General features: G+C 70.7%; 14 protein-coding genes. 9 read left to right on the forward strand and 5 right to left on the reverse strand.

Going from position 1 to position 20,870, the window contains the following annotated elements; translation table 11 throughout:
- Nucleotides 1–24 precede the first annotated feature (24 nt).
- Both ACZ5MC_RS14065 and ACZ5MC_RS14070 read left to right on the forward strand, forming a co-directional pair.
- On the forward strand, nucleotides 25–1,269 hold the full coding sequence (locus tag ACZ5MC_RS14065) for a CinA family nicotinamide mononucleotide deamidase-related protein (RefSeq protein ID WP_464516089.1): 1,245 nt from the start codon (nucleotides 25–27) through the stop codon (nucleotides 1,267–1,269).
- A gap of 37 nt (nucleotides 1,270–1,306) precedes the next feature.
- Nucleotides 1,307–3,862 carry a CHASE domain-containing protein gene (locus ACZ5MC_RS14070; RefSeq protein WP_464516090.1) on the forward strand — a complete coding sequence of 852 codons (2,556 nt, stop codon included), beginning with the start codon at nucleotides 1,307–1,309 and terminating at the stop codon, nucleotides 3,860–3,862.
- 1 nt (nucleotide 3,863) lies between these two features.
- On the opposite strand, the gene ACZ5MC_RS14075 is transcribed toward ACZ5MC_RS14070, so the two are convergent.
- Complete coding sequence (locus tag ACZ5MC_RS14075) at nucleotides 3,864–5,330, reverse strand: hypothetical protein (RefSeq protein WP_464516091.1); 1,467 nt, start codon at nucleotides 5,328–5,330, stop codon at nucleotides 3,864–3,866.
- Between the two features lie 67 nt (nucleotides 5,331–5,397).
- Between ACZ5MC_RS14075 and plsY the strand changes: the two genes are divergently transcribed.
- The 5 genes from plsY to ACZ5MC_RS14100 are packed head-to-tail and all read left to right on the forward strand — an operon-like array spanning nucleotide 5,398 to nucleotide 10,987.
- Nucleotides 5,398–6,042 carry a glycerol-3-phosphate 1-O-acyltransferase PlsY gene (gene plsY, locus ACZ5MC_RS14080; protein WP_306601133.1) on the forward strand — a complete coding sequence of 215 codons (645 nt, stop codon included), beginning with the start codon at nucleotides 5,398–5,400 and terminating at the stop codon, nucleotides 6,040–6,042.
- A complete protein-coding gene (locus ACZ5MC_RS14085; protein WP_306601134.1) occupies nucleotides 6,035–7,042 on the forward strand; it encodes an NAD(P)H-dependent glycerol-3-phosphate dehydrogenase in 1,008 nt (335 codons plus the stop codon). The genes plsY and ACZ5MC_RS14085 overlap by 8 nt, the downstream gene beginning before the upstream one ends.
- A gap of 32 nt (nucleotides 7,043–7,074) precedes the next feature.
- Nucleotides 7,075–8,643 (forward strand): hybrid sensor histidine kinase/response regulator, encoded by a 1,569-nt coding sequence (locus ACZ5MC_RS14090; RefSeq protein ID WP_306601135.1) that lies wholly within the window; start codon nucleotides 7,075–7,077, stop codon nucleotides 8,641–8,643.
- A complete protein-coding gene (locus ACZ5MC_RS14095; RefSeq protein ID WP_464516092.1) occupies nucleotides 8,643–9,815 on the forward strand; it encodes an HDOD domain-containing protein in 1,173 nt (390 codons plus the stop codon). The genes ACZ5MC_RS14090 and ACZ5MC_RS14095 overlap by 1 nt, the downstream gene beginning before the upstream one ends.
- Before the next feature lie 14 nt (nucleotides 9,816–9,829).
- Nucleotides 9,830–10,987 (forward strand): HD domain-containing phosphohydrolase, encoded by a 1,158-nt coding sequence (locus ACZ5MC_RS14100; protein WP_464516093.1) that lies wholly within the window; start codon nucleotides 9,830–9,832, stop codon nucleotides 10,985–10,987.
- A 126-nt stretch (nucleotides 10,988–11,113) separates the two neighbouring features.
- Here ACZ5MC_RS14100 and ltrA read toward each other — a convergent pair whose 3' ends face one another.
- From ltrA to smc, 4 genes are all read right to left on the reverse strand, one after another.
- Nucleotides 11,114–12,442 carry a group II intron reverse transcriptase/maturase gene (gene ltrA, locus ACZ5MC_RS14105; protein ID WP_464516094.1) on the reverse strand — a complete coding sequence of 443 codons (1,329 nt, stop codon included), beginning with the start codon at nucleotides 12,440–12,442 and terminating at the stop codon, nucleotides 11,114–11,116.
- A 687-nt stretch (nucleotides 12,443–13,129) separates the two neighbouring features.
- The gene (locus tag ACZ5MC_RS14110; RefSeq protein WP_306601138.1) at nucleotides 13,130–14,005 is read right to left on the reverse strand and encodes a YicC family protein; all 876 of its coding nucleotides are present in this window, start codon (nucleotides 14,003–14,005) and stop codon (nucleotides 13,130–13,132) included.
- 93 nt (nucleotides 14,006–14,098) lie between these two features.
- Complete coding sequence (gene radA / locus ACZ5MC_RS14115; RefSeq protein ID WP_306601139.1) at nucleotides 14,099–15,475, reverse strand: DNA repair protein RadA; 1,377 nt, start codon at nucleotides 15,473–15,475, stop codon at nucleotides 14,099–14,101.
- A 413-nt stretch (nucleotides 15,476–15,888) separates the two neighbouring features.
- A complete protein-coding gene (smc, locus tag ACZ5MC_RS14120; protein WP_306601140.1) occupies nucleotides 15,889–19,395 on the reverse strand; it encodes a chromosome segregation protein SMC in 3,507 nt (1,168 codons plus the stop codon).
- A 183-nt stretch (nucleotides 19,396–19,578) separates the two neighbouring features.
- On the opposite strand from smc, the gene ACZ5MC_RS14125 reads away from it, so the two are divergent.
- Both ACZ5MC_RS14125 and ACZ5MC_RS14130 read left to right on the forward strand, forming a co-directional pair.
- Complete coding sequence (locus tag ACZ5MC_RS14125) at nucleotides 19,579–20,274, forward strand: hypothetical protein (protein ID WP_464516095.1); 696 nt, start codon at nucleotides 19,579–19,581, stop codon at nucleotides 20,272–20,274.
- Complete coding sequence (locus ACZ5MC_RS14130) at nucleotides 20,274–20,870, forward strand: PilN domain-containing protein (protein WP_306601142.1); 597 nt, start codon at nucleotides 20,274–20,276, stop codon at nucleotides 20,868–20,870. The genes ACZ5MC_RS14125 and ACZ5MC_RS14130 overlap by 1 nt, the downstream gene beginning before the upstream one ends.

Consider the following 20,870-nt stretch of genomic DNA (forward strand, 5'->3'; position numbering starts at 1 on the left):
CCCGTTTTGGCTTAGGCTGGAGGCATGCTGCGCATCGAATGCATCGCCATCGGCTCGGAACTCCTCACCACCTCCCGGCTGGACACCAATTCCGTCTGGCTGGCCGAGCGCCTAGGGGAACTGGGCCTGGCCTTCCACCGCAAGACGGCCGTGGGCGATTCCCGCCACGACCTCCTGCAGCTCTTCCGGGAGGCCCTGGACCGGTCGGACCTGATCCTCTGCACCGGCGGACTGGGACCCACCTTCGACGACTTCACCAAGGAGGTGTGGGCCGAGGCGCTGGACGCGCCCCTGGTGGAGGACCTCGCCTCCCGGCAGGCCATCCTGGACTTCTACGCGAGCCGCAACCGCACCCCCGCCGCCTCCAACTTCAAGCAGGCCCTCATCCCCCTGGGCGCCGAGGCCCTGCACAACCCCGCGGGCACGGCGCCCGGGGTGCGCTGGGAGAACCCGCCCGGCTACCCGGGCCGGACCATCATCCTCTTCCCCGGGGTGCCCCGCGAGATGAAGCTCATGTGGCACAACCACGTCGCGGCGGGCCTGGAGGCCTTCAGGGGCCCTTCCACCTCCACGCTGCGAATGGTCTTCGGGTCGGTGCCGGAGAGCACCCTGGAGGAGCGCGTGCGGCCCCTGAGGGTCAAGCACGCCGGACTCGACTGGACCATCCTCGCCGGCCTCCACCATGTGGAGCTGCTGGCCCGCGGCGGCGATCCCGCGGCCCTGGCGGCGGCGGAGGCCGACTTCCGGCGGGACCATCCCCTGGACCTGGCCTTCGTCGGCGCCGAGGGAGGCATCGAGGACGCCCTGCTGGCCCTCCTGGAGGCCCGCGGCGAGACCCTGGCGCTGGCCGAGAGCATGACCGGCGGAAACATGGCGGCCCGCATCACCTCCGTGCCCGGCTCCAGCCGCGTGTTCCAGGGCGGCGGCGTGGTCTATTCCGTGGCCGCCAAGGCCTCCCTGGCGGGCCTGGACCCGGCCTTCATCCGCGCCGCGGGCACCGTCAGCGAACCCGTCACCCGGGCCCTTGCGGAGGGCATCCGCGCGCGCCTGGGGACCACCTGGGGCCTGGCCGTCACCGGCAACGCGGGTCCCACCGAGGACAAGGACGGTCCGGCGCCCGTAGGCACCTGCCTGGTCGCCGCCGCGGGCCCGGACGGGACCTTCCACAAGGCCTTCACGATGTTCGGGACCCGCATGGAGATGCAGGCGCGGGGAGCCTCCTGGGCGCTGGACTACCTTCGCAGGACGATCCTGGAAAAAAGGGACTAGTATCCTGGTAGTCCAACTCCACCCTGGAGGGGTGCCCGTGAATCCCCTCAACCAGCGCGTCATCCTGCGCAATCCCCGCATCGTCACCCTCGTCCTCGTCCTGGGCCTCGCCGCGTCCCTGGTGGGGGCCCTGGCGGCGCGGCGGTTCCAGGTGAAGGCGACCCGCGCGCGCGTCGAGCAGGAAGCCGTCATCGCCCAGGAGAACCTCCACTACACCATCCAGGCCTACCGCGACATCCTCATGGGCTTCCGGGGCCACTCCACCGCGGCGCTGGGCCTCAACCGGGACCGTTTCCACCAGTACTTCGCCTCCCTCGACCTCAGGACCCACCATCCGGGGCTCCTGTCCGTGAGCTACGGCGTGGATATCCCGGGAGCCGACCGGGACCGTGCCGAGCGGGACCTGCGCAGGGAGATGGGCGACCCCGCCTTCGCCATCCACCCGCCGGGCCTGCGCCCCAGGTACTTCGTGCTCCTCTTCGCGGAACCGCGGGAGTCCAACCGGACCTCCATCGGGCGGGACACCCGCACCATCCCCGGCCAGGGCCTCGACATCGACCGCGCCCGGGACACCGGAGCCCTCGTGCTCACCGGTCCCATGAAGGTGCTCCAGTATGACGGTCCGGATCCGGGCCTCCTCATGCGGCTGCCGCTGTACCACGGCGCCCCGGCCACCCTGGAGGAGCGCAGGAGCACATTCCTGGGCTGCATCAACGGGGCCTTCCGGGTGCAGGACCTCATCGCCGAGGCCCTGGGCAAGGAGACCCTCCGGAAGCTGGACGTGGCGATCACGGACGCCGGCCCCTGGGGGGACCCGGGCCCGGCCCGGCAGCTCTACGGCGCGCCCCTGGCGGAGGGACGCAAGCTGGAGCGCACCGTGGAGGTCTTCGGCCGCATCTGGAACTTCGAATTCCGGGCGCGCCCCGAATTCGCCGGCACCGCCGAGTGGTCCCTGCCGGTGGGCATCGGCGCCTGCGGCTGCCTGATCACCCTCCTCCTCTGGGGCCTCATGACGTCCCTGGTCCAGACCGGCCAGCGGGCCCGCCTCATGGCCCTGCACATGACCGGGCAGCTGCGGGAGGAGGAGTCCCGCACCGAGGCCATGGCGCTGGCCGTGCCCGACCCCATGGCCGTGCTGGACGAGGACGGGCGCTTCCTGCGCATCTACGGCCAGCATCCCAGGGTCCTGGGCGCGGCCCCCGCCGCGCTCCTGGGCTCCACCATCCCCCAGGTCCTGCCCCGGGACGCCGCCGACAGCCTCCTGGGCGCCGTGCGCAAGGCCCTGGACACGCACCGCCTGCAGACCGCCGTCTTCGAGCTGTCCACCCCCGAGGGCCGGTGCGATTTCGAGGGCCGCATCCTGCGCATGGGCCAGCCCCTGGACGGGAAGGCCTGCGTGGTCCTCTCCATCCGGGACATCACCGAGCGCACCCGCGCCGAGGAGATCGCCCGCACCAAGCAGAAGCTGGAGAGCCTGGGGGTCCTGGCCGGGGGCATCGCCCATGACTTCAACAACTTCCTCACGGCCATCCTGGGCCACGTGAACATGGCGCAGGACCTGATCGAGCCGGACTCCGTGGCCGCGCCCATGCTCAGGCGCGCCGAGGCCTCGGTGCTGCGGGCCGCGGAGCTGGCCCACCAGATGCTGGCCTATTCGGGCCGGGGCAGCCTGAAGGTGGACCTCCTGGACCTCAACCTCATGGTGATGGAGATGACCGAGCTCCTCTCCGTCTCCATCGCCAAGAAGGCCGACCTCGAGTTCCACCTGGAGCCCGGCCTCCCCATGATCATGGCCGACGCGGTGCAGGTCCAGCAGGTGGTCATGAACCTGGTCACCAACGCCTCCGACGCCATCGCCGACCGCACCGGCTCCATCGCCATCGAGACCCGCCTGCTGGTTGCCGACCGGGCCTTCCTGGAGGCGCGCTTCCCGGGCCAGGGCCTCGAGCCCGGCACCTACGCCATGCTCCTGGTCTCCGACACCGGCTGCGGCATGGACGCGGAGACCCGCAAGCGCATCTTCGACCCCTTCTACACCACCAAGGCCACCGGGCGCGGCCTGGGCCTTTCGGCGCTGCTGGGGATCCTCCGGGGCCACAAGGCCGGCATCCACATCACCAGCGCGCCCGGGCAGGGCTCCCGCTTCGAGATCCTGTTCCCCTCCGCCGGCCCCGCCCCCGGCCGGGACCTCTCCGGCGCCTCCGCGGCCGCGGGCGCGACCCCCCTCACGGGCCTCGCCCTGGTGGCCGACGACGAGCCCATGGTCCGCAGCATCGTGGCGGACTTCCTGGAGCACCGCGGCATGGAGGTCCTGGCCGCCGCCGACGGCCAGGAGGCCCTGGAGCTGTTCACCCTGCACCGGGGCCGCGTCGACGTGGTCCTCCTGGACATCACCATGCCCCGCATGGACGGCAACGAGGCCTTCCGGGCCATCCGCGCCCTGGACCCCCAGGTGCCCGTGATCCTCCTCAGCGGCTTCTCGGCCAGGGACGTGGCCACGCCCCCGCCGGGGACGGCACCGGCGCTGTTCGTGCAGAAGCCGTTCCGGACGGTGGATCTGGAGGAGGCGGTGCGCAAGGTCCGGAGGGCCTGAATCAGTTGACGGTCACCGTCGCCGTCCGCGTGGCGCTGCCGTAGGGACCCTCCGCCAGGAGGGTGTAGGTCGTGGTGGCGGCGGGCTTCACGACGGCGCTGGTGCCCCTCGCGGGGCCCGGTTCGGGGGTCAGGAAGAACCGGGTCGCGCCGGTGGCGGTCCAGGACAGGGTGACGCTGGCCCCGGCCGCCACGGTCGACGGGGAGGCGGCGAAGGCCTGGATCACGGGGGCCGCGCCGGTGGGCACGGTGGTGTGGACCGTGTCCATCTGCACCACCTCCAGGTCCGCGCCGGTGATGCCTCCCAGGGCGTGGAGGTCGGCGTTGTCCCAGCGGGGGTCGGGGCTGCCGGAGATGAACCACGCGGAGCCGTTGTCGGCCAGGATCATGCCGTAGGTCTTCAGGGCCTGCAGGATCACCCGGGACTGGGGCGGGAAGCCGGAGATGTCCTTGCCGGCCTTGAGGCGGATGCGGGCGCCCATCGGCGGGGCGCTGGCGCTTGTGTTGGAGGAGGCCCAGTGGGTGGCGGGGGCCACGAAGGCCCTGCGGGTCGTGGGCACGGTAAGGCGCAGCGCGTGGCGGAGGTTGTCCGAGGCCACCTCGCCGTACTTGGCCAGGCCCGGGAAGAGCGGGAGCCCGGCGGCGTCGGCGCTGGTCCAGCCCCAGGGGCGCAGGGCGTTGGAGGTGGCGTCCCAGATGGCGCCGCTGTCGGCCTTCCAGGAGCCGCCGGTCTGCAGCTGGGAGCCGTAGAGCTCGTAGATGAAGTTGTTGTCCCGGTCCAGCACGATGACGTGGCGGTCGCCGGAGGTGCCCGTGGGATCTGCGCCCTCGAAGGGGGGCGGCACGGGGATGGGCATGGGGCCGGGGTCGCTCTCGTCGCCGTAGGCCTGGTAGGCCACGGCCACCCGGGGCTGGGTGGCGGCCACCACGGCGTAGGGGATGCCGATGGGCGCGCCGTCGTACGTGCCCGAGCCGAAGTCCGCGTGGAGTCCGGCGCCCGCGCCCACGAAGGCGATGATGGCGGCGGAGGCCGGGTCCGCGGGCAGGCCCGAGACGTCCTGGTTCCAGGGGCTGTCCGCGGGGAACGGCAGCCAGCCGTTGAGGGACGCGCCAAGCCCCAGGTCGGGCGTTCCCGGCGGCGCCGCCGGCACCACGGTGACCGCCGCCCGGGCCGTGCGGGACGGGTCGGAGGCGAGGGCCGCCTGCACGTGGCAGGTCACGGGCGCCAGGGGGGCCGTGTAGACGCCGGCGGCGGAGATGGTCCCTGAGGCGGCCTCGACCACGCTCCAGGTGACGGCCGCTCCGGAGACCCCGCCCAGCGAGGCGGAGAACGCCACGGTGCTGCCGGTCAGCACGGTCACGGCGGCCGGCTGGACCGCGAGCGCCGCCGGAGCGGCAGGGGAGGACCCGCCGCCGCAGCCCGGCGCAAGGAGGACGGGAAGACAGATCAGGGCATGGACTGCGCGCATGGCGACCTCCCCACGGGGCCATGCTATCCCGAATCCGGCCCGGATCGGGTACCCTGCTGGGATGACCATGCCTGCCATCAAACTCTACCTGATCTGGTGCCTCGGAGCCTTCCTGGCCGGGAGCATCCCCTTCGGCCTCCTGCTGGTCAAGCTCGCGGGCAAGGGCGACGTGCGCGCCCAGGGCTCGGGCAACATCGGCGCCACCAACGTCATGCGGGCCGGGGGCAAGGCCCTGGGCATCGCCACCCTGCTGCTGGACGCGGCCAAGGGGTTCCTGCCGGTCCTCCTCGCGAAGAAATTCGGCTTCGCCCCGGAATTCATGGCCTTCGTGGCCCTTGCGGCCGTGCTCGGCCACGTGTTCACGCCCTGGCTGAAGTTCCAGGGCGGCAAGGGCGTCGCCACCGCCCTGGGGTGCGTGCTGGCCTACCACGCGCCCATGGTCGTGCCGGCCCTGGGCGCCTTCGTGCTGTGCCTGCTCGTCTTCCGCTACGTGAGCCTGGGCAGCGTCGTGGCCGCCCTGGTGCTCCTGCTCACCGCCATGGGCTTCATGGGGGCCTGGGCGCGGCTCCCGGTGCAGGAGGGCATGGCCCAGTGGCCGATCCTGGCCTGGGCGCTCCTGGTGGGCCTGGTCATCCGCAAGCACGCCGCCAACATCAACCGGCTTGTGCAGGGCACGGAGTCGAAGTTCTGGGGAGCCGGCAGGAATGTCTAAGAAACCCGATATCACGATTTTCGGTTCCGGCGCCTGGGGCACCGCCCTGGCCATCGCCTGGGCCCGCCAGGGGGCCCGGGTGGACCTGTGGGGCCACCCCCCCTCCCTGGTCACCGCCCTCGCCACCACCCGGCGCCACCCGTCCCTGGCCGACGTGGAGATCCCCCAGGGCGTCCGCCCCATCCTCGACCCCGAGGACGGCTTCCGGGCGGGACTCTGGGTGACCGCCCTGCCCACCCAGGTGAACCCCAAGGTGTGGACGGACCTGGCCTCCCGCACGGCCTCCCGCCCCGAGCTCCTGGTGTCGGTGAGCAAGGGCATCCTGCAGGGCAGCTTCAAGCGCGTCTCCGAGACCCTGGAGGGCATCCTGGGCGTTCCGGTGGGGGTCTTCAGCGGGCCGACCTTCGCCGACGAGGTGAGCCGGGCCCAGCCCTCCGCCATCGTCCTGGCGCTGCCGGCGGCCATCCCCGACGACCGCGCCGCGGAGCTGCAGGCCCTCCTGGCCACGCCGGCCCTGCGCGTCTACCTCAGCCGGGACGTGGCCGGCGTGGAGCTGTGCGGCGCCTTCAAGAACGTCCTGGCCATCGCCGCGGGCCTGGTGGAGTCCCTGGGCCTGGGCAACAACGCCCGCGCCGCCCTGATCACCCGGGGCCTGGCCGAGATGAGCCGCCTGGTGGAGGCCCTGGGGGGCACCCGGGACACCCTCATGGGCCTGGCGGGCCTGGGCGACCTGGTGCTCACCGCCACCGGCCCCCAGAGCCGCAACCGCACCTTCGGGGCCCTGGTGGGCAAGGGCATGACCCCCGAGGCCGCGGCGGCCTCCCTGGGCAACCAGGTGGTGGAGGGCGCCTTCACCGCCGAGGCCGCCCTCGGCCTCGCCCGGAGCCTGGGCGTGGAGCTGCCCATCACCCAGGAGGTGGTGCGCCTGCTCGAGGGCGCCGATCCCAGGGAATCCGTCAACCGGTTGATGCAAAGGTCGCTGAAGCCGGAGGCAAGTTAATCCCCCGGCCCTTTCCGGCCGATGGAGTCTCCATGCAGCCGGAACCCCCAGCCTCCAGGATCCTCGTCATCGAGGACGACCGCGCATGGCTGGCCCTGGTGGCCCACCTCTTCCGCACCCGGGAGCCCGGCAGCGAGTGCCTGACGGCCGCGGACCTGGCCTCGGCGCTCCCGATGCTGGCCGCCCCGGGCCTGGACCTGGTGCTCCTGGACCTGAACCTCCCCGATTCCCGGGGCCTGGAGACCCTCCGGCGGGTGCGCCGGGCCAATCCGTCGGCCTCCGTGGTGGTGATGACGGCCGACACCGACGAGGACCTGGCCATGGAGTGCCTGCGAAACGGGGCCCAGGACCACTTCGTGAAGGGCGCCTGGGACGCCCCCACCCTCCTGCGGGTGGCGCGCTACTCCCGGGAGCGCATGGCCACCGAGCGCCGGCTGCGCCGGAGCGAGGAGCTCTTCCAGGCGATCTCCGAGAACATGATGGATATCCTGGCCATCGTGGACGACCAGGGGCGAAGGACGTTCACCAGCCCTTCCTATGCGCGGGTCCTGGGCTACGGCCCCGGCGAGCGCTACCCCTTCCTGGAGGAGGCGGTCCACCCCGAGGACCTCCCGGGCGTGGCCGGCGCCCTGAAGGACCTGATCGCCCGGGGGACCCTCCCGGTCCTGGAGTTCCGCCTGCGCCACCGGGACGGCTCCTACCGGGTGCTGGAGGCCCGGGCGGCGCGGTTCGGGGACGCGGACGGCCACCAGGGCCTGGTGGTGGCCCGGGACGTGACCGAGCGCAGGCTCGCCGAACAGGAGCGCGCCGCCCTGGAGGTCAGCCTCCGGCACGCCCAGAAGCTGGAGTCCGTGGGCCAGCTGGCCTCGGGCATCGCCCACGAGATCAACACCCCCATCCAGTTCGTGAACCTCAACCTGACCCTCCTGAAGAAGGCCTTCATCCAGCTCACCGGCCTCCTGGACCTCTACCGGGAGGAGCTGGGCCCCAGCCCGCGGCTGAAGGCGGCGGAGGAGGACGCCGACCTCGCCTACCTGTGCGCGGAGCTCCCCAAGGTGCTCCAGGACTCCCTGGACGGGGTGCAGCGCGTGGCCCGCATCGTCCGGGCCATGAAGGAATTCACCCACCCGGGAGCCAAGGACCCCACCCTCCTGGACGTGAACCGCCTGGCCGGAAGTGCCGCCACCATCGCGGCCAACGAATGGAAGTACGTGGCGACCCTGGACCTGGATCTGGAGGAGGGGCTTCCCGCCGTGCGCGGGCACGCCGCAGAGCTCAGCCAGGTGTTCCTCAACCTCATCGTGAACGCCGCCCACGCCATCGGCGCCCGGGGGGGGATGGGGACCATCACCGTCTCCACCCGGAGCCGGGAGGGCCTCGTGGAGATCCGGGTGCGGGACACGGGCACCGGCATCCCCCCGGAGGTCCAGGCCAAGGTCTTCGAACCCTTCTTCACCACCAAGGGGGTCGGCAAGGGCACGGGCCAGGGCCTGACCATCTGCTACCAGAACATCGTCAACCTCCACGGGGGGAAGATCTTTTTCGAGACGGAGCCCGGCGTGGGGACCACCTTCGTCATCCAATTGCCTAGGGAGGCCTGATGCGGATCCTGCTGGTGGACGACGAGCCCATGCTCCTGGAGGCCTTCCGGCGCTCCATGCGCATGGAGCGGCCCGCGTGGCACGTGGCCCTGGCCGGCTCCGGGCAGGAGGCCCTGGCCCTCCTGGGGCGGGAAAACTTCGACATCGTGGTGACCGAGCTCCTCATGCCCGGCATGGACGGCGCGGCCCTCCTGCGCGCCGTGCACGGCTCCAGCCCCTCCACCCTGCGGGTCGTCCTTTCCGGCCAGCCCCGGGTGGACCTCATGGAGGCCGCCGAGGGCCACTTCCACCGCTTCCTGGCCAAGCCCCTGGACCCGGAGATCCTGGTGGGCGTCCTGGAGGAGCTGGTGCTGGGCGAGACCGGCGGCCTGGACGAGAAGGCCCGGAAATTCGTCTCGGGCCTCAAGGCCATCCCCAGCCTGCCCGTCATCTACGGCCGGATCCGCACCCTGCTGTCGGGCGAGGATCCCTCCATGCCGGCCCTGGTGGCCCTGGTGCAGTCGGACCTGGGGATCGCCTCCAAGCTGCTCAAGCTGGTGAACTCGGCCTACTTCTCCCTGGAGCGCAAGGTCACGGACCTGGGGCAGGCCATCAGCATGCTGGGCCTGGAGACGGTGAAGACCGTGGTCCTGGTGCGGGGCGCCATGGAGGCCCTCCAGGCGCTCGAACCCGCCGGACTGGACATGAGCGCCCTGTGGCGCCACTCCCAGGGCGTGGCCAATGGCGCGCGGGCCATCGCCGCCGGGGAGGGGCAGCGCCCCGCCGTCATGGAGGACGCCTATTCCCTGGGCCTCCTCCACGACATCGGCCGGGTGATCCTGGCCCTGGACCCGGACGCGGACTACCGCCGGGTCGCCGAGGCCCCCGCCCAGGGCCTGGTGGCCGCCGAGCGCCAGCTTTACGGCACCGACCACCCCCACGTGGGCGCCCAGGTGCTGAGCCTGTGGGGCCTGCCCCAGGAGTTCTGCCAGCGCATCCGGGAGCACCACGCCCCCTCGCTTCCCTCCGGCAGCTTCCCTTCCGGACTGGCGCTCTACGCCGCCGACGGCTTCCTGGAGGGCGCGGCGGACCTCTTCCAGGACGGACGCTCCGATGAACGGATCCTGGCCTACGGCGACCCCCACCGCCCCGGGCGGTGGAAGACCTTCCTGACCACCCCGCTCCCCGAATGACCTCCGGAGTCCCCATGCTCGCCAGAATCCTCTTCGTGGACGACGATCCCCTCCTCACCGCCGCCTTCGGCCGGGCCTACCGCAAGCGGTTCGACTTCCACGCCGCCGCCTCCGGGGACGAGGGCCTGGAGCTCATCCGCACCTCCCTGCCCTTCGCTGCGGTGGTGGCCGACATGCGCATGCCGGGCATGGACGGCGTGGAGTTCCTCGCCGAGGTCAAGCGCATCTCCCCCGACACCTCCCGCATCATGCTCACCGGCCAGGCCGACCTGGAGACCGCCATGGAGGCCGTGAACAAGGGCCATGTGTTCCGGTTCCTGAACAAGCCCTGCGACGAGGAGAACCTGGCGGAGGTGCTGGAGGCCGGCATCCGCCAGTACGACCTGGTCACGGGCGAACGGATCCTCCTGGAACAGACCCTCACGGGCAGCGTCCAGACCCTGGTGGACCTGCTCTCCATCTTCGACGCCAAGATCTTCGGCCGCAGCCAGCTCCTGCGCGAATACGCCATGAAGATGGCCGGCCGCATGGGCATCCGGAACCCCTGGGACCTGGGCCTGGCGGCCCTGCTGGCCCCCATCGGCCGGCTGGCCATCCCCGTGGACATCCAGGCCAAGGTGGCGCGGGGGGAGCGCCTCACCATCCAGGAGCAGGAGGCCTTCCGCACCGTGCCCGAGGTGGGCGCGCGCATGGTGGCCAACATCCCCAGGCTCAAGTCCGTCTCCCGGATCATCCTCTATTCGGCCAAGGACTTCGATGGCGAGGGCTACCCCATGGACGGCACCCGGGAGGACGCCCTCCCCCTGGAGTCCCGGATCCTGCGCGTGGCCACCGACTTCGTGGAGGGCCTGCGCCAGCGGCACTCCCGCAGCGTCGTCTTCGAGCAGCTGCGCCTGCGGAAGGGCGCCTACGACCCGGCCGTGCTGGCCGCCCTGGGCCAGGTGCTGGGCGCGGACCCCGCCGCCGAGCCCGAGGCCACCCACCGCCTGCTGGACATCGAGAGCCTGGCCCCCGGCATGCTCCTCATGGCCGACGTGCTCAACCCCGACGGCATGATCCTCATCCCCGCCGGCACCCGCCTCTCCATGATCCAACTGGAGCGCCTGCGGCACTTGAGCCGCCTGGGCCGCATCGAGGAGCCCATTCTGGTGGACGTTCCGGAAAACCTGTGAACAGGGCTGAAATTCTCATTTTCCTTTATCCCCTTTATATCCCCGTCCAGTCGGGTAGGCCGGGGAGCTTGCGCCCCCGGCCCCCCTCAGATCCGGACGTGCGGGACTACCGCATCCGGCTCCTCGTCACGGTCGCTGAGGACGTAGTTTCGATGCGTAACTGATGGCTGGGGCCAGTGGGAACCGAGCCAGAAGCTTGTTCATGCGATCCCAGGTCATGCGGGCCCGCTGGGACCTCCGGTTGAGCCATCCACGCCACCTTCGCCCAACTTCATAGCGGAAGTGCGCCAGGGCCCTGGAGTTCCCCGTGATCCCGTAATACCTGAAGTGACCGACCAGTTTCTGGTTGATCGTCCGCCATTGCTCGCGCACCGGGAGGTGGCGGTGTTTGGCCATCCACTCCCCGATCTTCGTGAGCGCCCGACTCATCCGGCTCTTCGCGGTCTTCCGCTTCACCACCCACCGGCCGTTCTTGGCCGCGGCCCAGTAGTGGGTGAATCCCAGGAAGTCGAAGTGGCCTGGTCCCCCATTGGGGTCCCTGGGCTCCCTCGGCTTCCAGAACTCCACCAGCCGGGTCTTATCCGGGTGGATCGTCAGGCCATACCGCTCGAACCGCTTGGGCAGGACTTCCATAACCCGCTTGGCATCCTCCTCCTGGGCAAAGCCCATCACGAAGTCGTCCGCGTAGCGCACCAGGAAGGCCCGACCCCGGAGTCGGGGCTTGACCTCCCTTTCAAACCACACGTCCAGCACCTCGTGGAGGTAGATGTTGGCGAGCATCGGACTGACCACCCCGCCCTGGGGCGAGCCGGTTTCCGGGTGCGTGATGCATCCTTTCTCCAGCACGCCCGCGTTGAGCCATTTGCCGATCAGGCGCCTCAGAACGCCGTCCTTCATCCGCAGGTCAAGGATTTCCCGCAGCTTCCCGTGGTCCAAAGTATCGAAATACTTACGGATATCCACGTCAAGCACCCAGCCTCCCCCCATGTCCATCAACCCCTGCCAAATCGCCTCCAGCGCCATGTGCGCGGAGCGCCCGGGCCTGAACCCGTAGGAGCAGTCCAGGAAGTCCTGCTCATAGAGCGGTTCCATCACCATCACCACGGCCCTTTGCAGGACCTTGTCTTCGAAGGCGGGAATGCCCAGGGGGCGTTGGCTGCCATCCCCTTTCGGGATGTAGGTTCTCCGGACTGGAGGGGCCTTGTAGGTGTCGCCGTTCTTAGCCCGGTTCAGGAGGCTCTGGAGGTTGGACTCCAGGTTTTCCCCGTATTCCTTGCCCGTCACGCCGTCCACCCCGGTCGCCCCATCCTTGCGGGTGCGCCCGAAGGCTTCCTTCATCCAGTCCAGGTCCATGTGGTAGGCCAAGGAGGTGAAAGCCACCTCCGGGTGGATCCTGGCCAGTTCTGCGATCCGTTGTTGTTTCGTGGAGACGCTGTTGGATGTCATTGCACCCATTATCTTTCCCTTCAACGGTTCCGTGATCCGGCAGCTCCTTGGCTCCAGCGGGTCCCGGCGGCCCGGTTCCCCGCGATCATCGCTACTATGAGCTGCTCCGACTTCCGGCCACCCCTCCCGCGCTCCTTCGTTTCCTTCAGTTTGCGGTACCGCCCTGTGCCGGCTGTTCGCTCCCGCCGGGGGCGGCACCCCCCGGCGAGCCTGGGTTCGTTTTACGTGGCTTCCCTCACCACTGGGTTGTTGGCGGAGATGGCTGGATCTCCCAGGTTCCTGGGGAACCCCTGTGCACGTGCCCTGCTCTATGACCCCGGTGGGACCCTACGGTCAGGCCCTTGCGACCTTCGGGTGCTGTCTTCCGATCGGAGAACGGCGTCGACTCCCACGGTTGGATGCTTTCGGGGCTCCATCACACGGCCCATGCACTCCCTGTCTACGCTTCACGAGGTCGGTCGCCCTTCCCCACGCAAGACTCGGTTCCGGCTGCTGGCCAGCTTTGCCGGGCGGGGCTTGCTGCCTCCCCGCTGGGCTCCATTGCGAGGTTTCAGTCTGTCTTAGGTCATCCATCCTCCTCGCCCAGGCTTGGCCTGGCGCACTCCCCGTTCATCGCCGGCAAATTCAGCGTTTAATTAGCCGGGCATGAACGGGGATGGACGGGGATGGGTGAGGATGAAAAAAATCTTTAGCCCCCTACTCCAGGTTCGCCCCCTGCTCCCGGATCTGATCCAGGACGCCCTTGGCCTCCATGACCGCCCGGGTCATGGCCAGGCGCTTGCACTTGGAGCCGCAGGTGTTGAGTTCCCTGAGCACCTCCTGGCTCCAAACGTCCAGGGCCTTGCCGCCCAGGTTGCCCTTGCGCAGCCGCTCCCGGAAATCCTCCAGGTGGGAGGCCAGGCGAACAAGCTCCTCCCGCACATCCTCCCGGACCGCCAGGGCGCCCGCCTCGGCGATGATCCGCTCGGCCGGTAGCTGACCCGACAGACGGGCGTCCTCCAGCACCTGCTCCAGGCGCTTGCGGTAGAGTTCCGGCAGTTCCCGGGCCTGGGCCTCGCTCTCGGCCTGCAAGGCGGCGCAGAGGGCCTCCAGGCGGGCCGCGCCGTCCTGGAAGGCGGGCAGGAGGCGCTCGCCCTCCTTCTCCCGCCCTTCATTCCAGAGCTTCAGCAGCGTGTCCAGGGCTTCCAGGATGGAACCCTCCAGCCGCTCCGCCAGGTCGGCGGAGGGGGGCAGCCAGGCACCCGGCAGCCGGAAGAACGCCTCGGCGGACAAGGGCGGCAGGTTGAGCCACTCGGCGTCCTCCTGCCAGGTCTTGGCCATGGACCGCAGCAGCGAGCGGTTGATCTGGGGCTCCAGGGAGGGCTCGTCCTGCACCTCCACCGCCAGGTCCACCTTGCCCCGCAGGGCCGCCTCCCGCACGCGGGCCCGGATGCCGGCCTCCAGGGGAAAGAAGGAGGGGTGGATGCGCAGGGAGATGTCCAGGGCCTTGTGGTTCACCGAGCGCACGGTGAGGCGCAGCGCCCCCCGTTCCAGGGGAAGGACGGTCTCGGCGTAGGCGGTCATTGAGCGCATGGGAATCCCTCACTGCCCTGGATTCTAACCGCTGTGGCCGAGGCCGCCCCGGGAAGCGGGGCCCCTCAGGCGAGGTACGTGATCTTGCGCACCCTAGTCCTGCCCTTCGGTCCTGCCCAGCAGCCAGGCCTTGCCCTTCAGGCGCTCCATCCCCAGCTCCGGAAAGAGTTCCAAGGGGGAGGAAAGGGCGAGGTCCAGTCCCATGCGCGGCACCGCGGCGCTCTGGAAGCCCAGGCGGGCGCCCTCCTGCAGGCGCAGGGGCAGCTGGGACACCGGCCGCACTTCGCCGGTGAGCCCCACCTCGCCCAGGAACAGGCACCTGGGCGTGAGCACCCTTCCCGTCGCGCTGCTGGTGAGCGCGGCGATGACGGCCAGGTCCGCGGCGGGGTCCTCCACTTCCAGGCCCCCGGCCACGTTCAGGTAGACGTCCCGGTCGTGGAGCTGCACGCCGCCGCGGCGCTCGGCCACGGCGCAGAGCATGGAGAGGCGCTGGCCGTCGATGCCCAGCGCGGTGCGCCTCGGGATGCCCAGGCCCGCGGAAGCCACCAGGGCCTGGATCTCCACGATCACCGGGCGCGTGCCCGAGAGCACCACGGTGGCCGCGCAGCCCGGCCTGGGCTCGGCGTCGAGCCAGAAGGGGTTGCCCTCGGCGGGCACCAGGCCGCGCTCGGTCATGGCGAAGACGCCGAGCTCGAAGGCCGCGCCGAAGCGGTTCTTGAGGGCGCGCAGGAGGCGGTGGTGGTGGTGGCGGTCCCCCTCGAAGGCCAGCACCGTGTCCACGAGGTGCTCGAGCACCTTGGGACCGGCGAGGGTCCCGTCCTTGGTGACGTGGCCCACCAGCACGAGCGGCGTGCCGGTGGTCTTGGCCCAGCGGGCCAGGAGCGTGGCGCAGCCCCGCACCTGGCTCACCGAGCCCGCGGAGGACTCGAACTCCGGATCGAAGAGCGTCTGGATGGAGTCCACCAGGAGCAGCGCGGGCTTCATGCGGTCCGCGGCTTCCAGGATCCTGCGCACGTCGGTCTCCGCGAAGAGGTGGATGCCGGGGCTCTCGGCGCCCAGGCGCTGGGCGCGCAGCTTGATCTGGCGCTCGCTCTCCTCGCCGCTGGCGTAGAGCACGTCCCCGCCGCAGGTGGCGGCCCACTGGAGGACGAGCGTGGACTTGCCGATGCCGGGCTCGCCCCCCAGGAGCACCACCATCCCGGGCACCACGCCGCCGCCCAGCACGCGGTCCAGTTCCGGAAGGCCCGTGGCGGCGCGGGAGGTCTCGCTGATCTCCACGGACAGCAGGGACACGGGGTCCTGGTAGCTGCTCTGGGAAAAGGCGCTGCGGGCCCGGGAGAGATCCTTCCTCAGGCTGCCCCGGACCTCCTCGATGGTTCCAAAACTCCCGCAGGCCCCGCACTTGCCCATGGGCTGGGGGAACCGGGCGCCGCAGGCGGTGCATTCGTAGTGGGAGGAAACCTTGGCCATGTATTGACTGTAACCGGGGCGGCCCTTCCCGCGCCCGGGGACCCGTCAAGGCGAAAAATGCAGGGAATTGCAGCACCCTGGAAAAAAGGGCACAAAAAGGACTCCATGGACCCCGCAACAATCGTGTTTCCGCGCGTTTACGAAACGGTCACACGGGGGGTGCCCAGGCGCCTTGTGGAAAACCTTGTGGATTTCCGGCCTGGAGCCCAAGGAATCCAGTCCAGGTCATCGGGAACCGGGTAAGTCCAACCTTGGGGGTTCCATGGTTATGTCAAGTGTTATCAACGAATAGATATTAAGGATTCGCAGGTTTGAATAAATCAAACATCAATTAGTTTTCCACACTTTCAGGTTTCTTTCGCGTTGACAACCCGAACCCTCTCCAAACAGTTCATGACATTCCCATGACCGTTTCAAACCAGCTGCGCCGCCTCCCGCAGCTGCACGCTCACGAGCCTCGATACGCCCATCTCCTCCATGGTCACGCCGTACAACGTGTCCGCCGCGATCATGGTCGGCTTCTGGTGCGTGATGACGATGAACTGGGTGCCTTCCTTCATGCGCTGCACCATCGCCGCGAAGCGCCCCACGTTGGCCTCGTCCAGCGGCGCGTCCACTTCGTCCAGCACGCAGAAGGGGCTGGGCTTGTAGTGGAAGATGGCGAACAGGAGCGAGATGGCGGTCAGCGCCTTCTCCCCGCCGCTGAGCAGCGTGAGGGCCTTGGCGCTCTTGCCGGGGGGCTGCGCGGTGATCTCGATGCCGCACTCCAGCAGGTCCTTGGGATCCTGCAGGATGAGCGTGGCCGCGCCGCCGCCGAAGGCCTCGCGGAACACCTCGTGGAACCGGGTGTTGATGAACTCGAACGCCTCGCGGAAGCGCTCCTCGCTGGTGGCGTTGATCTCGCGGATGGTGGCCTCCAGGTTGCCGATGGCCTCCGTCACGTCGCGCCGCTGCTCGTTCATGAAGGCCAGGCGGTCCTCGGCCTCCTGCAGCTCCTGGATGGCCAGCGGGTTCACCCCGCCCAGGTCCAGGCGCTTGCTCTGCAGCTCCTGCATGCGCGTCTGGTGCACCAGCTCGCCCATGGCCCAGGCCTCCTTCTCCTCGTCCGAGATGGACGCCAGGAAGTCGGGCACCGTGAAGCCCAGCGCCAGCTCGATCTCCCGGGACATGGCCTCCATGCTCCCCTGCACCTGCGCGCCCTGCAGCAGGGACTCCTGGTGCAGCTGGCGGGCGTTCTCCAGGGCCTGGCCCAGCTCGCGCGCGTTGCGTTCCTGCACCCGCACGAACTCCTGGGCGCTCTCGATGCCGGGCAGGGCGGCGTTCTGCTCCTCCACCAGCTCCTGGCGCTCGACCAGGAGGCGGTTCGTCTCCAGCTCCAGCTCCTCCAGGCGCGCGGCGGCCTGGGCCGCCTTCTCGGAGCTCGCGGCGATATCGGCCTGCACGCGGCCCTTCTCGGCCTCCAGGTCGTAGACGCCCCGCTGGAGCTGCTGCAGGTGGCGCTGCACGGCGTCCCGCTCGGACCAGGCGGATCCGCGCATGCGCGAGGCCTCCACCAGCGTCTCGCGCCGGTCGTCCAGGGCCTTCTGCGCCTCGGCGCGCCGGGCCTCGGCGGCGTGCACCGCCTCCACGAGCTCGGCCTCCTCGGGGTTTTCCGCCGGGGCCTCCAGGTCGCGCAGCTGGGCCTGCAGGGTGGCGATCTCCGCCTCCAGCTGCTCCCACTGGGCGTCGGCGCGCTCCTGGGCCTCCTTGATCTCCCGCAGCTGGGCGGAGGCCGAGGCCCGCCGGCCCTTGAGATCCTCCAGCACGCGCCGGGCCGACATGTGGTCCTCGTCCATCTCCTTGAAGCGGTCGGCGGCCTCCCGCATGCGGTAGTCGGCGGTCTTCACCGCGGACTCCAGCGCCTCCACCCGGTCCAGCCCCTCCTCGCGGGCGGCCTTGGCGGCCTCGAACTCGTGGCGGAGCTTGAGGGGGGAGGCCGCGGGCGCGGCCACGCCGCCCTGCACCGGGCCGAAGGGCAGTTTCACCAGGGCGGGCGACACGAAGGCCAGGTCCGGATGGGCCTTCGCCAGCTCCGTCAGCGCGGCGTCTTCGCACGCGAACGCGCGGTTCAGGAGCCCCTCCAGGGGCCGGGGACGGCCCGGGCGCCACTTCACGGCGTCCCGCAGGGCCCAGGCGCCCTCCGGGGCCGGGACGGGGTCCGCGGGGCCGCCGGCGCTGAAGATGAGCTGTCCCGGGGCCTCCCAGGCCCCGCGGGCCTCGCCCAGGTCGACGGTCTGGATCCAGGCGCCCAGCAGGCGCTCCAGGTCGGGCAGGTGCTCGTCGTCCACGGAGACCGCGTCCACGAAGGCCGTGGGCAGCACCCCCCTGCCGCGCAGCCACTCCAGCGCCTTGCGCTGCTCGTCCGAGCCGGCGGCGTCGCGCAGGAGGTCGCCCAGCTGGCGCATGCGCAGCTCCTGGGCCTCCAGGGCGCCCTCGGCCTCGCGCAGGGCGGCGGCGGCGGCGCGGTGGGCCTCGGCCGTCTCCTGCCGGATGCGGCTCTGCACCTGGACGGCCTCCTCCATCTGCTCCAGGCGCCCGGCGGCGCCCTCCTCCTCGCGGCCCAGGCGCAGGGACTCGGCCTCCAGGGTCTCCAGGCGCGGGGCGCGGATGGCCTCCTCGTGGTTGAGCGAATCCAGGCGCCCCGAGCGCTGGGCGATCTCCTGGTGCACGGCCTGGCGCCGGCGCTGCGCGGCCAGGGCCTCCCGCTCGGCCTCCACGCGCCGGGCCCGCAGCTCCTTGAGCTCGCCCTCGATGTGGCGCAGGGCGCCCCCGGCCAGGGCCACGGCCTCCTCGGCGTCGGCCACCAGCGTGTCCCGCGCCTCCAGCGCGGTCTCGGCGGCCTTGAGGGCCTCCTGGAGCCGGGCCGTCTCGGCCTCGGTGTCGCCCGAGCGCGCGGAGAGCTCGTCCAGGCGCGCCTGGAGGAGGGCGGCGGTCTGCTCCGAGTCCTGGATGCGCTCCCCCTGGAAGCCGCGGTCCTGGTCCAGCAGGCCCAGGCGCTGGTCCAGGCCCATGACGGCCCGGGCGCGCTTGTCCTGCCTGTGGTTCATCTCGTCCAGGGCCAGGCGCAGGCCCTCCACCTCCGAGGACTTCTCCGAAGCCTGGGCCGTCAGCGCGGCGATGCGCCGCTCCAGGGCGTCCAGGTTCTCCAGGATGCGCTCCTTGGCCTCCTCCAGTTCCGAGGCCTTGCCGGCCAGCAGGATGCGCTGGGTGGCCTTGATGGCGACGTCCAGCTCCTGGGCGCGCCGGGCCTTGGCGGCCTGGCGCTTGAGGGACTCCTGCTGCTTGTTGAGCTCGAAGAGGATGTCGTCCAGGCGGAGCAGGTTGGCGCGGGTCTCCTCCAGGCGGCGCTCGGCGTCGGTGCGGCGCAGCTTGTAGCGGGTGATGCCCGCGGCCTCCTCCAGGAGGGAACGCCGGTCCTTGGGCTTGGAGGAGAGGATGAGGTCGATCTGGCCCTGCTGGATGAAGGAGTAGGCCCGGGTGCCCATGCCCGTGTCCATGAGCAGGTCCGACACGTCCTTGAGCCGGCACTCCCGGCCGTTGATGCGGTATTCGCTGCCCGTGTCCCGGTAGAGCCGGCGGCTGATGACGACCTCCCGCACGGAACCGGGGTGGCCGGGGTCGGGCATCTCCAGGGTGAGCTTGACCTCGGCCATGCCCATGGGCTTGCGCTGCCCGGTGCCGGCGAAGATCACGTCGGCCATCTCGGCCCCGCGCAGCAGGGTGGCCCGCTGTTCGCCCAGGACCCAGGCCAGGGCGTCCGAGATGTTGGATTTTCCACATCCGTTGGGCCCCACCACCGCCGTCATGCCCACCGGGAAGCTGAGCTTCTGGGGGTCGGCGAAGGACTTGAATCCATTAACTTCTAATGCAATTAAACGCAATCGAACCCTCTCAACCCGGGAACCACCTGCCGGTTCGCTCCATTCACTTCTCCGATACCAACGATCTTCAAGGGCCATTCCAGCGATGTTGACCGGCTCACGTTTCCCCTGGCTCAAATTATTTAAGGCTTATATTTGTTCGGAAAGAGGGGTGTCATGAGGCGGGGAGGTGGACAAGCTTCCATGGTATGGCTGGAACCGCATCGCGTCCACGCCGGAGGGCGGGAGCGGGCCATTTCGGGTCCCTTGACGGCGGACACCCTGGTCATGGCCCTGGCGGACCTCCCCCCGGGCCCGGCCCGGTGGGTGGTGGACGACGCCTGGATCCCCTCGGTCCTGCTGCGCGACATCGTGGAGCTCCCCGCCGGGATCGAGGCCCGGGAGGCGTTCTTCCGGTGGCGCTTCGGCCAGAGCCTGGCCCTGGAGGCCCCCCAGGCGGTGCAGGCCCTCTCCCTGGGGGACAACGCCTGGCTCCTGGCGGGCCTCCCCGAGGCCACCCGCGAAACCTGGATCCAGGCCTCCCTGACCCTCGGCCGGCCCATCCGGAGCCTCCTGCCCCGGTGGCTCTGGCTCTACAACCGCCTCGCGCCATCCCGGGAGGTGCCGGGGATGCTCCTGTCCCTGTGCCCGGCCGGGGAAGGCGCCTTCACCGGCACCCTCGCGGCCTGGGGCCGCCATCTGGCCCTCCTGCGCCAGTGGACCGACCCGGCCACCCCCGGGGCGTGGATCCAGGAGCGGGTGCTGCCCTCGGCGGCCTACCTCCACCGGGAGTCCCGGAGCCCCCACGGGCTCCTGGTGTGGGGCGCCCCGGACTGGCCCGGCTTGGGAATCCCCCGCCGCATCCTTCCCCCGGACCTCCCGGACCGGGAGGCCCTCTGATGGCCGTCCCCGCCCTCCGGCTCGACCTGGCCCCGCCCAGTTCCCCCTGGCGGCTCAACCACGCCGCCATTGGCTGGGCCCTCCTGGCCGCGGGGGCCCTGGTGCTGGCGGCAGCGGCCGGGGCCACCCTGAGGGCCCACCGGCAGGCCTCCCGGGCCGGTCAGCAGGCGGTGCAGACCCGCACCCGCACCCGCCAGTCCGAGGAGGCCAAGCGCCGGGTCCTGGACGAGCTGCGCGGCGTGGACGTGGCCCGGGAGATGCCCCGGTGGCGCCTGGCGGAACGCATCCTCCTGGAGCGCAGCCTGCCCTGGTCCCGGCTCACCGCGGAGCTGGAGCGCAGCCTCGTGGAGGGGGTGCGGGTGCGGTCCCTGCAGCGCACCCGGGGAGCGGACCGGAAGGTCCAGGTGAAGGTCAGGGGCGAGGCCAGGACCCGGGAGGCCGAGGTGGGCTTCGTCGAGGCCCTCCGGGGAAACGCCTTCTTCGAACAGGTGATCCTGGAACGCGAAAGCGAGCGCCAGGGGGGCGGGGTCGACTTCGAGTGCACCCTCGCCGCCCACTCCGTGCCGCCCCCCTTCGTCCCCCTGCCCCGGAGGTGA

The organism is Mesoterricola sp. JemC181, assembly GCF_055384585.1.

Bases quoted from the DNA above. Each gene is read 5' to 3' on its own strand.
- ACZ5MC_RS14065 (WP_464516089.1), top strand. From the start codon at position 25: ATGCTGCGCATCGAATGCATCGCCATCGGCTCGGAACTCCTCACCACC.
- ACZ5MC_RS14075 (WP_464516091.1), bottom strand. From the start codon at position 5,330: ATGCGCGCAGTCCATGCCCTGATCTGTCTTCCCGTCCTCCTTGCGCCG.
- plsY (WP_306601133.1), top strand. From the start codon at position 5,398: ATGCCTGCCATCAAACTCTACCTGATCTGGTGCCTCGGAGCCTTCCTG.
- ACZ5MC_RS14085 (WP_306601134.1), top strand. From the start codon at position 6,035: ATGTCTAAGAAACCCGATATCACGATTTTCGGTTCCGGCGCCTGGGGC.
- ACZ5MC_RS14090 (WP_306601135.1), top strand. From the start codon at position 7,075: ATGCAGCCGGAACCCCCAGCCTCCAGGATCCTCGTCATCGAGGACGAC.
- ACZ5MC_RS14095 (WP_464516092.1), top strand. From the start codon at position 8,643: ATGCGGATCCTGCTGGTGGACGACGAGCCCATGCTCCTGGAGGCCTTC.
- ACZ5MC_RS14100 (WP_464516093.1), top strand. From the start codon at position 9,830: ATGCTCGCCAGAATCCTCTTCGTGGACGACGATCCCCTCCTCACCGCC.
- ltrA (WP_464516094.1), bottom strand. From the start codon at position 12,442: ATGGGTGCAATGACATCCAACAGCGTCTCCACGAAACAACAACGGATC.
- ACZ5MC_RS14110 (WP_306601138.1), bottom strand. From the start codon at position 14,005: ATGCGCTCAATGACCGCCTACGCCGAGACCGTCCTTCCCCTGGAACGG.
- radA (WP_306601139.1), bottom strand. From the start codon at position 15,475: ATGGCCAAGGTTTCCTCCCACTACGAATGCACCGCCTGCGGCGCCCGG.
- ACZ5MC_RS14125 (WP_464516095.1), top strand. From the start codon at position 19,579: ATGGTATGGCTGGAACCGCATCGCGTCCACGCCGGAGGGCGGGAGCGG.
- ACZ5MC_RS14130 (WP_306601142.1), top strand. From the start codon at position 20,274: ATGGCCGTCCCCGCCCTCCGGCTCGACCTGGCCCCGCCCAGTTCCCCC.